Source organism: Paenibacillus sp. cl123 (genome assembly GCF_900101595.1).
In the GTDB taxonomy this organism is placed as follows: Bacteria; Bacillota; Bacilli; order Paenibacillales; family NBRC-103111; genus Paenibacillus_G.
On the sequence record NZ_FMYY01000019.1, the window covers coordinates 36,625 to 49,335 of the forward strand.

The 12,711-nt window shown below is 52.6% G+C and carries 8 protein-coding genes; 1 reads left to right on the forward strand and 7 read right to left on the reverse strand.

The genetic code is table 11. The features are described 5' to 3' along the window. Nucleotides 1-33 precede the first annotated feature (33 nt). From BLR08_RS23130 to BLR08_RS23150, 5 genes are all read right to left on the reverse strand, one after another. Entirely contained in the window at nt 34-1,773 is a 1,740-nt protein-coding gene (locus BLR08_RS23130; RefSeq protein WP_072335750.1) for a Rieske (2Fe-2S) protein, read from the reverse strand. A gap of 383 nt (nt 1,774-2,156) precedes the next feature. Continuing rightward, nucleotides 2,157-3,014: an MBL fold metallo-hydrolase gene (locus BLR08_RS23135; RefSeq protein WP_072335753.1), complete on the reverse strand. Its 858-nt coding sequence runs from the start codon at nt 3,012-3,014 to the stop codon at nt 2,157-2,159. 25 nt (nt 3,015-3,039) lie between these two features. Then, the gene (locus BLR08_RS23140) at nt 3,040-4,680 is read right to left on the reverse strand and encodes a type 2 periplasmic-binding domain-containing protein (RefSeq protein WP_072335755.1); all 1,641 of its coding nucleotides are present in this window, start codon (nt 4,678-4,680) and stop codon (nt 3,040-3,042) included. A 32-nt stretch (nt 4,681-4,712) separates the two neighbouring features. Continuing rightward, nucleotides 4,713-5,615, reverse strand: a complete 903-nt coding sequence (locus BLR08_RS23145) for a carbohydrate ABC transporter permease (protein WP_072335758.1) — start codon at nt 5,613-5,615, stop codon at nt 4,713-4,715. Nucleotides 5,616-5,630: 15 nt separating this feature from the next. Then, nucleotides 5,631-6,578, reverse strand: a complete 948-nt coding sequence (locus tag BLR08_RS23150; RefSeq protein ID WP_072335761.1) for an ABC transporter permease — start codon at nt 6,576-6,578, stop codon at nt 5,631-5,633. A 290-nt stretch (nt 6,579-6,868) separates the two neighbouring features. Between BLR08_RS23150 and BLR08_RS23155 the strand changes: the two genes are divergently transcribed. Next, nucleotides 6,869-9,157, forward strand: a complete 2,289-nt coding sequence (locus BLR08_RS23155) for a helix-turn-helix transcriptional regulator (protein WP_072335766.1) — start codon at nt 6,869-6,871, stop codon at nt 9,155-9,157. 74 nt (nt 9,158-9,231) lie between these two features. On the opposite strand, the gene BLR08_RS23160 is transcribed toward BLR08_RS23155, so the two are convergent. Next, nucleotides 9,232-10,863: a response regulator transcription factor gene (locus BLR08_RS23160; RefSeq protein WP_072335769.1), complete on the reverse strand. Its 1,632-nt coding sequence runs from the start codon at nt 10,861-10,863 to the stop codon at nt 9,232-9,234. A gap of 18 nt (nt 10,864-10,881) precedes the next feature. Next, nucleotides 10,882-12,615, reverse strand: a complete 1,734-nt coding sequence (locus BLR08_RS23165) for a cache domain-containing sensor histidine kinase (RefSeq protein WP_072335772.1) — start codon at nt 12,613-12,615, stop codon at nt 10,882-10,884. Nucleotides 12,616-12,711 lie beyond the last annotated feature (96 nt).

A 12,711-nucleotide genomic window follows, 5' to 3' on the forward strand; every position in this document is an offset into this window, starting at 1 on the left:
TACTCCTTAATCAGCTCTTTTTCATAGCCTCCTCTAAGCCTCTTCAAACAATTTCTCGCCGCGATGGAGCCGCCATGCAATTTTCGCCGTATGGGGCCGCTCGCGGGAAGTCGGAGCATGCGCCGCCAAATAACGGGTAACCGCCAAAATCAGCGTTTCGCAGGCTTTCTCTGCGAACGGTCCCGACTCGGAAGCCCAGCGGTCATATTCCGCCACGGCCGCCTCGTACATCTGGAAGGAGTGAAATTCCGCATCCTCCCGAAGCAGCGCGTGACCCAAGATGTTGAATAATGGCTCCGGTTTGCCGCCGCTGCGCAAGTAGCGGATCACCCAGGCCGCCGCCGGCGCCACCTGCTGCTGCTTGTCGAGAATCTCAAGCAGCTCCGCGGGCTGCGGCGCTTCCTCAGCCGCGCCGCTCGCTGCCGGTCTCGGGGCAGCCGGGATGTTCAGGAACCGGTCGAGGTAGATCGCCGCCGCCGTATGGAAAATGCCGCGGACCAGCCACGGATTGGAGGAACGGATCAACCCTTCGTGAACGGCATGAGCGTGCGTGAACGTATGCAATACCGCAATCCAATCCCCGAAATCGTTCTGCGTATGGAAGCGGACGACGCGTTCCGCCGCCGCCAATGCCGCAATTTGCGCGAGGCGCACCGGAGAAGCGCCGCCGAGCAAAGCTTCCTTCAGCACGCGAACCGTCCGCAGCGGATCATCTCCGAGCAGCGTTTGGAGCAGCTCCCCATCGTCGATACAGGAGCCCACGTCACCGGATGAAACGCCTTTGACGGACAGCTCCTCGAACGCTTCCGTCAACGGCTGTACCAGATTGACCGGAGACTGCCAGCTGTGCAGCTCCTCGCTGCGCGAGGCGTCTCCCAGCATCGGGACGAGCGACGCGAGGACATACTTGCGCTGCTCCTCTCCGACATACTTTAGGCTCTCGAATGCTTTATTATGAAAATCCAACGTATGGCCGCCGTTGATATAGAAATGATCCGTCACCGCCATGCTCATCATGGTGAATAATCGCATCTCATCGGCCCCCGCCTGCATGGCGGTCAACAGCAGCCGCTCCGCTCCGCGCGTATCCCGGACCTCGATGCACTCGCGGTACCATTGCGTCAGCCGTTCCTCGGAGACGGTCGTATCGGGAAGCGGATCAAGCAGGAAACGCGTTCCGCTTCCGGCCGAATCGCGCGCCGTATGCAGCAATCCCTGAAACAACGCCAGAATCCGTCCTTGTTTATCCAGTTTGGGCAGGATATTGGCCATGGCGGTCAAAATCGTTAGGCCGGAGCCCCAGCCTTGCCTGCGCTGCTTGACCCCGAATTCGATCCCGATCGCTGCGATTTCCGTCTCAGGCACGCCCGCCTCCATCAGCCCGACGATGGCCTTGGCTATGACAAGACCGATATTTTGCTCGATGCCGTTCCGAAGCCGGTCCTTATACAGCTGTACTTGATTGCCGTTGCGGGAAAGCGGATTGACCCAAATCACGCCGTCTTGAACGGTTAACTCATGTACCGGCACATCGTCCGCCCAAGGATCGAGCGTTCCGCCGCTGCATACGTCAAACCGCGCATGATGCCAATGACAGGTCAAAATTCCGTTGCACAAGCTTCCCATATGGAGAGGAAAACCGAGATGGGGGCACCGATTGTCCAGCGCATGCACTTCATCCTCGTGATAAAACACCACGATGCCTCCCTTGATCAGCTTGGGTCCTTGATCTCGAAGTTCGTCTACCGTACCCGCCTGAATCCAATCGTTCATGAAACCGCCTCCATTTTTCAATATTAGGTGCTCTCTCCTTTTATATCATAGCTTATTTTAAATACATTTTAAATATGAATGTTTATTAAGTTGATGATTTCCCGCCTGTTTAGTCCGTTTTTTAACTAAAGAGGCACACCGGCGTAGGCGTGCCTCTTTATTCGGAACTAATCATTTACTCCTTCTCTATCGTGCCGACGTCGATGACGAACCGGTACGACAGGCCAATTTTATCTCAATGAGGACATCATCTGGGGCTTTGTTTAGAGATAGAGAGAAACCTGTAGCCGATGTCAATCAAGAGCGTCCTGCTGATCAGGCCGGGCGCTCGGCAGCAAAACAAACGCGCGCCGACATTCCGTCGGTGCGCGTTTTGGCATCGATCAAATGACCATGCCGTCCCACGCCACCGTAATCGGGCATGGGAACGACTGCTCCTGAATCCAGCTGACCAGATCGGCATGGGTAGAGGTAAAGTGATTGATATGCGTAAGATAAATGCGGGAGTTTGCATGCAAAGTGCCTTGCGCCAGCAATTGGCGGAACAGCTCCATACAGCTGAAGGCATCCAGATGACCGCCCGGATGGAGGCCGCGGCCTTCCGTCAATCCGAAGGTGCATTCACTGATCAATACGTCCAGGGCGGCGTTCTCAAGCAGCTTGAACGTCTCCGGCAAATACCAGCCCGTATCCACGCCGTAATACAGCTTCCGGCCATCCTCGTTCTGAATCAGATAGTTGGCGCAATCCTCCCCCATATTGCCCCGGTGGTTCCCGCGCAGCGGCGTTACTTGCATACCGGAGACCGTAACCGGCCGGTTAAACTCTAGCTTATGGAAGGCCACGACGCCGCGCGCCTCCAGATCGGCCGTCATCCCTTTCATGATCGGCCGGCTTTGACGATAGAAATCGACGATATCATAAGCTCGATCGGTAAAGTAGAAATGCAGCGGCTCCTCCAAGCGATCGATCGACATATTTCTAACATTCATCATCATATAGCTGAAATGGTCTTCATGGGTATGACTTACCAATACATGCCGAAGCTTCGTAAAGTCGCCATACTCGATCGCTTGCTGAAATGAATCCGCGCCCAGATCGATACACATCTGCTCATCGATCCGGAACATCGAACGGCGGCGAATCTCGGTTCCCCCCATCTTGCGCGCATGATTGCAAACCGGGCAGAAGCAAAAGGGGTTCGGTATCCCTTCGGCTGCGCTTGTGCCGTAAAACCTCATAGGTTGTCTCTCCTCCAAATACGAATTACTTCTGATTCCAGCGATCATAGGCTGCTTGATAGATCGCCAAGTATTTATCAAGCTGCATTTTATTCAGCGTGCTTACATATTTATCCCAATCGCTGAGCGGCTTGGCGCCTGTTATAAATTTGACGATGTTTTCATCGGCATAAGCTTCGATATCCGTTGCATACGTGCTCAATTCGATATTCTCTTTTTCCGTAAACGTAGGAATCATCAACTTCTCATCCGGCACCAGGAAAGGACGAATGACATCTTTATTCGCAATCATTTCCGGCAGCACAGCCGCGCTTTGGTCAACCTTTTGCGTGACGCGCTGCGGGATGCCGCCGCCTTGGAAAATGGTATAGTCCGAAAGCGCCTCATCCACCGTAAGTCCGTTAGGATTTTTCGCGAACTCGTCCTTCAGCTTATAAAATCCATCGCTGCCGACGGTATACGTAACGCCTTCGATCCCAAGCCGAGCCAGCGCAGTCCCTTCCTCGCTCAGGAAGTAATCTCCCCAGCGCAGCGTTGCTTCGGGATTCGGGTTTTTGCTTGTAATCACGAATGAGCCTAGATCCCGGACTTTCGGGCTGATCCCCGCCCAGTACACTTTGCCGTCGATCCCTTTCAAGACAGGATTCTGGACGTAATGACTCCGGTTCTTACCCATCCACAAATTGTTGTTGCCTTTCGCCACATAGCCGATTCGCTCATCATCAATCTTCGCGATCTCCTGCTTCATATCCTGCGATAAAAATTCCTTATCGATCAAGCCCTCCTGCCAGAGCTTATTGAAGAAGGTAATCATGTCTTTAAACGTATTGTCCGTTGCCATATACCGCACTTTGCCTTGGCTGTCGACATCCATAAAAGGAGCGATGATCCCGGAATTTCCTCCGAATCCCCAGCTGCCGTAGAACGATTTCAGAAATTGATCTGCGTAATTTTTGTTGCCTTCTTTGTATCCCGAGATGGGAATTTCATCCGCTTTTCCGTTGCCGTTGGGGTCCTGTTCCTTGAATGCCTTGAGCACCTGGTAAAACTCCTCCGTCGTTGTCGGCATTTGCATCCCCAGCTTGTCCAGCCACTTCTTATTGATCCAGGAGGAGGAGATGCGCCCATCCGCTTCGCTAATATTCGGAAGGGAATAAATATGGCCGTCAGCCGAAGTAATCGATTTGCGAATTCCGTCATTTTCTTTCATAAGCGCTGCCAGGTTGGGGGCATAACCAGCCTCAATCAGAGGGTCCAACGGGATAATCTGACCTGCTGCCGCATAAGAAGTAATCAATTGCGGCGACAAATTGGCCCGCATCACGAAGTCAGGCAGATCATTGGACGCAAACATCAGATTTCTGCGCTCGTCAAAGGCGTTTTGCGGGACCGTATCCCATTGGATGATGACATTGGATTTCGCTTCATAGCTTTTCAAGCCTTTATGCTCGTTCCAGTCCTTGACCAGCTCATATTTGGAGACAAGCCCTTTCAGATGAACAGGCTCGCTTGCGATCGGCATCCCCGTCTTGGTAATATTGGCGCTTGTTTTCTTGTCGCCGGCTGCGGCGGGCTCTGTTCCCTTATCGTTGTCGCTGCAAGCGCTCAGTACCGGGATGGAGGTGATCAGCATGGCAGCTGACAGCAAGGCTAATTTTCTTTTCATATTCGTAGTCATCTCCTCAATTAGTAATCCGCTTAACCTTTAAGCGCACCGATCATCATCCCTTTGACGAAATACTTCTGTAGGAATGGATACAGCATCAGAATCGGTCCGCTGGATACGATAATAACGGCATATTTGACCCCTTCGGCAACGAGAAATTTGCTTGTATCCATCTCGATCGAATCCATCATCACATTATCGGATTGATTCATGACGAGAATTTCCCGCAGGAAAAGCTGCAGCGGATACAGCGAACGATCCTTCAAATAAATCATCGCCTCAAAGTAGGAATTCCAATGATACACCGCATAAAACAACACAAGAACAGCCATAATCGGCGCGCTCAGGGGCAGGACAATGGAGAAAAAGGATCGGATATTGCCGCTGCCATCCATGTAGGCGGATTCATACAGCTGCTCATCGATATTCGTTTCCAAAAACGTTCGAGCGACAATCATATTATATACACTGATCGCCGTAGGCAATATTAAAGCCCACATTGAATTGTAAAGCCCCAAACCCTTCACAAGCAGATACATAGGGATAATTCCGCTGCTGAAAAACATCGTGATCGTGAAAAATACCATAAGCCCGCGACGCCAGGGGAAGTTTCTGCGAGCCAGCGGATAGGCGCCCATCATGGTCATCGAAATATTGATTAATGTTCCTACGGCCGTATAGAGCAGCGTATTGCGGTAGCCGATCCATATTTCCGTATTCGTAAATACCCGCCGGTACGCTTCCAGGTTAAATCCGCTCGGGATCAGCCCGATCTTGCCGGCTATTACCAGCTTGGGATCACTGAACGAGGCGCTCACGACATAAAGCAGCGGGTAAAGCACAATGACCACAAGAATCGCGATAAGCGTATAAGTAATGGCCAGAAAAATCCGATCCCCGTTAGACTCCCGAATTTTGTGGGTAACGGCCTCCATGCTCACCTCTCCTTTTTAGAACAGACTGCTGCTGCTGTATCGTTTGGCCAGCTTGTTGGCTGCAAGCAGCAAAGCGATGTTGATGACATTGTTAAAGAGACCGACAGCGGTAGAAAATCCATAGTCCATATTGATCAGACCCGTCTTGTAAGCGTAAGTGGAGATGACCTCTGACGCTTCCATATTCAAGCTGTTCTGCATAAGCAGAATTCGCTCATAGCTGAGCGTCATCATTTTCCCCATGAGCAAAATGAACTGGATCACAATGACCGGCATAATGCACGGCAGATTCACATGAATCATCCGCTTCCACCGGCTGGCCCCATCGATTTGGGCAGATTCATGCAGCTGCGGATCTACGGCCGCCAGCGCCGCGATAAAGATAATGGAATTCCAGCCGCTATTGCGCCAAATGTCGGAACCGATATACACACCGGCGAAATAGTCGGGACTCGTTAGAAAGGGAATGGCATCGAGGCCGATCATTCCGAGCAGATGATTCAAATAGCCGTTTTCCCCGCCGAGAAATAAATGAATGATGCCCACAAAGACGACCGTCGAGATGAAGTACGGTGCATAGGTGATCGTCTGCAGCGTTTTCTTCAGTCTCTCCTTTCTCATCTCATTGAACATAAGGGCAAGCAGGATCGGAATGGGAAAACTGATCAGTGTTTTGAACAAATTAATGACCAGCGTATTTTTAACAATGCGATAAAATTGAAAGGAATTGAAAAGCCTTTCAAAGTTATCGAAACCGATCCATGGACTATCCATAATGCCGAGAATAGGGTTGAATCGTTTGAATGCCAGCTGCACACCATACATAGGTCCATAGCAAAAAATAAGAAAATAAAGGACAACCGGGATAACGAAAATCAGATAGTCCCAATTATTTCCCAATCTGAATCTTTTGAGGGCAGACCTGGGTATCGGTTCATTTGCAGCCTTGGTCTTCGTGGTCATCTAGCTGCCTCCTTCGTCGAACTATACAAAAGTTGACACTTGGAAAACGATTTGGCGCCTGAACCGCTTTCCTATGGCTCTGAGTATAAAATAGAGTTGGATGCCCCGACAACGATTGATAATCGGCTTTTCTCAGCAAAATATGGCTTTAGCTCCCCAATAACACCCTGCATTTTTCTCAATACCTAGTCAATTTTCAGCTTTTCGGCCTCTATGAATTGATAACATAACGCAAAATTTATATACTCGTAAAGAAATCAAGACCGAACAGGTCAGAGGAAGTGGTTACTATGCGGAAAGCGATTCAGTCCAAGCTCTATCGAAAATTTCTTCTCAGACATCTGCTGATCCTGGCCGTAACAGGTCTGTTACTGCTGTTGACCAATATTATTTCGCTATCCAATACCTATAATCGGCTTATGGACAATACTCATCGCTCTACGGCGCATATGACCGGCTTGCTGGACACGCGCATCGTAGATCTGCAGAAATTGACCTTGACCTTGTCCCGGGACACCAAATTGCTTCCCTACCAATTACAAGAGCAATTACAATATCCGTATTTGATCGCCGATGAGCTGGAGAAATTAAAAGCGCTTTCCGCCGATCTCGATTCCATCGGGTTGTTCTATCGAAACACACCCTACAGCTCGCTTAAAAACAGCATTTTTACCGATACCGGCATTTATACGCCCGAAAGCTATAGCCGGCTCGTGAGCGATGGCCGAATCTCGCCGGAACTGCTGCAGAGCAAGCTGGAGCAGCTAAGATCCCCTATTCTGCTGTCCTCGCTGGCGGGCGATGCCAACCCTGAAGGCAAGGAACAAGTGCTGCTGCTTCTGGTTCCGCTGGATAGCACGCCCTTTTCGAGCGGCATTATGATCTACAAGCTGAACTATCCGGCTCTGCTCGGCAATTTCCAACAAACCATCGACAGGGGCAGCAGCCTGATTGTCTTTGATCAGCACAATATGCCTTTTCTATATCTAAACGGATCTTCCGGTCTAACATGGAGCGAACTTGCCGCCGCGGCGCAAAATCCGGAATCACGCATCTCCGGCTACCTCTTCATGCAGGAAACGTCGGCGAAACAGAAGTTTCGTGTGGTGAATGCCATTCGCAGTACGGACTATTTTCACGAATATTACGTGGCGCTCGCGATTTCACTCACCATATTTCTTGTATCTCTTGCTCTGGGAATCGTGCTCTGCTTCAGGTCCGCCCACAAAAGCTATCAACCGATCCAGGAGTTATCCAATCGTTTTCCGGTCTTGCCGCAGGACAAGTCTACGACAGGCAATGATGAACTAAGCCAGCTAACCCGCTACATCGAGCAGATGAGAGATGAGAGCATCCACTTGTCTACTATGATGCATAATCAGGAGGTTTTGACGAGGAACCAGTTGTTGCTGGCCGTCTTAATGGGGAAGTTGAACGTAGACAATACGACGCAGGATAACCGGGAGGCCTTGCACAAACTATTCGGTACGCGAAACACCAGCAACGTCGTTGTCATCATTTTCGATGATTATAATGCCAAGTTAAGCAAAGAACCGCTGAGCGAGCAATGGTTGATGAAACATACCATTTGCAATATTTTGGAAAATTTATCCGGTGTGCATGGCGTGAACTATGCGCTTGATCTGGCCATCGACAATGGGATCGTCGGTATTATTTCGTGGAATAACGAATTTGCCGATCAGTGGGAAGCCCGCAGCCGCGCTCTTTCCGAGCAGATCATCGCGTTTATGCAGAGGCATTTTTCCCTGTCGTTGTCCTGCATGATTGGAGAGCCTCAGCCAACGAATGAATTGCATCAATCGTTCAGCTCGGCCACATCGCTTGCGGAGTATCGGATTTTTGCCGGCAAACAGTCTATTATCACTCCATCGGAATGGTCTCAGCAAAAAATGGAGCACGCGACGGTCGATGAGCGGCAAATTGCCGATTCGGCCGAAGCGCTCCATGCGGCGGTCTGCTCCAAGGACGCGGAGCATCTGCAGCTGTTGATCCAGGAGATGGAGGAAAAATTTACCCGGCTGGAGGATGCCGCCGCCTTCCGCCGCACTTTTCAACAAATCATTTTCACCTTGAACCAGCTCGTCAACAATATCCCGCTGTCCCATCGCGAAGCGATCAAGTATAAATTGGAGTCGCTATCCGAATTCCAATCTGACACCGTCGCAGAGGCATGTGCCAATCTGCTTGATGCGACTCGCAGCATACAAGACAGCCTCGGGGAAGACGCCAATAATAATCGGCTGTACACGTCCATATTAGAGTACGTTTCCCACAATTATATGGACTGCAACCTCAGCCTCTCCACAGTCGCTGAGGAGCTGTCGCTTACGCCTTCTTATATCACGCGCTATTTTAAAACCAAGAACGGCCTTCCCTTGATGCAGTATGTCTCCAAAATTCGCATTGAGAAGGCCAAAGAACTGCTCGAAACGACCCATCTGTCCATTAAAGAAATTGTTGAGCAGGTAGGGTTCGTAGACGAGAACAATTTTTCCCGGGCTTTCCGCAAGCGGGAAGGCGTGTCCCCGAGCCAGTATCGCTCCAACCGTTTTAGTTAGCGGGGTAAGGGCGGCGGAGCCGCTTGGCAGGCGGTTAAAAAAAATGGGAGGGAGCTTAGGTCCGCTCCATCCCATTAGGCGTTATTTTGTTTGTATTGTGTGGGCGTCGATCCTGTATAGCTCTTGAACAATTTGCAAAAATACCGGTAATCCGAGATGCCGACCGCGCCGGATACCTCATAAATTTTCATCGTCGTCTGCTCCAGCAGCTCTCCCGCCTTCTCCATCCGCACGCGGTTCAAGTAATCCGACACATTCTCGCCGACCTCCTGCTTGAACAGCTGACCGGCATAAGAGGGATGCAGATGGACGAGCTCCGCCAGCTCGGCAACCTGTACGTCTTCCTTGTAATGCTCGCGGATATGGCGGCACATGAGCTGCACCTCGCGGCGGACCGCCGACGGCGGGAGGGAACGCCCGTTCAGCCACTCGCTGACGAGGCGAATCGTCTCCTTCCACCAGCCGCAATAAGCGGGCCAGGACTCGAGCTGGTCGACCTCGTCCAGCCGGCCGGTCACGGAAGCGGGCAAATGCACAATGCCCGGATGGAACAGCTGCCGCGTCATGCGAAGCAGATCATCCGGATGCAGCGGCGGCTCGGTTAGCGCCGTCATCGCCGCGGCCGCCTCTTGAAACGCTGCGGCGTCTGCCCGTTGAAGCGCTCTTATAAGAGGAGCCATCCGTTCCGCCGCAGACTCTTCGTCAAGCCTCCGCATGGCCGGGATCTGCCTGATGACGGCATGCGTATGCGGCTTGTAGAAGCAGCTGGCAAGTCCGTCCATCCCTTGTCGCAATCCTTCGGCAATCCGGCCGGCCTCGAGCGGATGCTCGCCGGCTCTGCGGATGGCTCCGGCGTAGACCATGCCGTTCGTCCCGGCGGCTGCCTCCGCGATGTCCAGTGCGGCCTCGGCCAGCCGATTCAGGCCGAAGCCGTCAGGCGGCTGCTTCCAGCCGGCCAGGATATGTATCCGGTTCAGCCGGACGGGCAGCAGCACGACCCAGCCGGCTCCTGCCGGAGCCGTACGGAGCCGCTCCTCCAGCGACTCGGCGATCTGCATTTGCAGCTGCAGGCCATCCTCCGTGGCGCTCCATACGCTTCCTCCGGAGTCGGAACCGGGGCCGGGACCTTGCGGCTGGCTCCAGCCCAGCGTCAGCGCAGCGATATGGCCGTCTTGGGGCATGCTCCCGAACCAAGCTCCGTCCCTCTGACCGATCCCCGCCCGTTCGCGATCCTTGAGTAGCCGCTCCGTCCACTGGCGCTTTTTCTCCCATTCCCGTTCCCACTCCAGCTTGCGGCGCATTTCCAGCTTCTGCTCGATGTCCAACTCCTGCTCGATGGCCTCCGCCGCTTTGCGGCAAACCTCCAATATTTGCTCCGGTGTCTGCGCCAGCTTGATCAAGTAGTTATCCACCCCAAGCTCAATGGCTTGCCGGGCATATTCGAATTCGCCGTATGCGGTCAAAATAACGACCCGGACGCGCGGCCACCGTTTACGCACATAGGTTGCCAGCTCCAGCCCGCTCATGTTCGGCATCGTAATATCCGTCATCAGCAGATGCGGCTCATCCCGCTCCATCATGCGGATAGCCTCCTCCGCTCCCGCGGCAGCTCCTATAAGCCGAAATCCCGCATCCGCCCATGGAATACGGTCGGAGAACCGCTCGCGCACCCATTGCTCATCATCCACGATCAGTACTTTCAACATCGCTGCCGCCTCCTCCGTTTACGCCAACTGACCCTGCACCCTATTTCTTGGGAGATGTATGCTGACAGTAAGTCCCTCATCCGGCTCGTTCTCAAATTGCAGGCCGTACGGATGCCCGAAAGTCAGACGCAGCCGTTCATGCACATTGCGCAGGCCGAGATTGTTCAGACCTTTGTACGGATTCGGAGCCGCTTCCCCTTCCATAAGCGCAGCCAGCTTCATCGGATCGATACCCGTACCGGTATCGGACACCTCCAGCACCAAGCCTTCGCCGGCCTCGGGCCGCGACGATACGATAATATGGTTAGTCCTGCTTGCGCCGAGCCCGTAGAAGATACTGTTTTCGACCAGCGTAATCAAGGTCAGCTTGGGGATCATGGCAGAGAGGTCCTCCTCGGGCACAGCAACGTCAAGCTCGAACACGGCCCCGTACCGTAAGCTCATGATCTGCACATAGTTATCCAACTGCCGCAGCTCTTCCTCCACCGTCACGATGTCGCCGACCTTATCGGTGGAATATTGCAGCAGGCCCATTAACGAACCGATCATCTGGCTCATCGTCCCGGCTTGCCCCGTTTCCCCCAGACAGTAGATCGCGTTCAGCGTGTTGTAGAGAAAGTGGGGGTGGATCTGCGACTGCAGCACCTTCAGCTCGTGATGCCTCTTCTTCTCCTCGGCTACCCTCAAGTCCTCGAACAAGGATTGCAGGTTGCCCATCATCCGGTTGAAGCCGTCCGCGATAAGCGTAAATTCGTCGCTGCGCTTCAGCGCAATTCTCACATCCAGCTCGCCTCTGGCGGCCGCCTTGAACTGCCGCGTAATCGCGCTCACCGGTCTGCGGATATAATTCGTAATCCACGCCGACACGATGAAGGCCAGGATGACTGCCAAAAGCAGCACCATCAGCATCTGGCGCTTCAATGAATTCAGCAGCGGGAACGCATGCGATTCCTCGATGACCGAGAAGACGAACCAGTCCCACCGGTTCTGGTTGCTGCTCAGCACCGTATAATCGCCATATGTCGTATGAACGGTATTATAGGCCGTCCCGCTTTGCCGGGTTAGCGCCCGAAGCGCTTCCATCATCTCGAGATGATCCTTGTACATCTCCGGATAAGCCAGGTAGGTATTGGTGGACAAATAATCCCCCTGGCCGGTGAACAGGTAGATTCGCTGCTGCCCACCCTGGACGATCCGGGAACCGGTCAAGGCATTCAAATTCACATCCAGAGCCACAGCCCGGTTGCTGTCAATCTGCTTGGCGACCGTAATCACAGAGCGCGCATTCAGCGTATAGGGAGGACTCCACCAGAAGCCTGATTTGCTGGCCTTGCTTTTGATTTCCTCAATCCGTTCGGGGAGAATGGAAAACCGGTAGCCATAAGGATAACTGAATTTAACCTTGTCGTATTCGATCAAATAAATGCTGTGAATTTCATCTTGATGGAACGTCATAATATCCTCGACCAGCGAATCGTAATCGGCGGCGTCCATTTTATTGTAGAGCACGGGATTCGAGAGGAAGATCAGCTGCGTCTGAATCGAATTCATTAACGTCTTGATATAGTTCTCGACCTGAACAACCGAGCTTTGCAGCGCCTTTTCGTTATTTTGCCGGATAGGACCGAAGAGCCTCTGGTAGCCAAACAAAGCAAGGATCACAAACAGCACGATGACGGACAAAAAGGTAAGGACGAACAGCTTGGTACTGACGCTGGACGCAAAGCGGGTTCCTGTCATCCTTCGGATCATGAGAGACTTCTCCCTTCGGCCTGATCCTATTATTATAGAAGAAATTTCTAGCGAAGTCTTCCCAAGCTGAGCCGCTGCGCTTCAGCGGAGATTCTT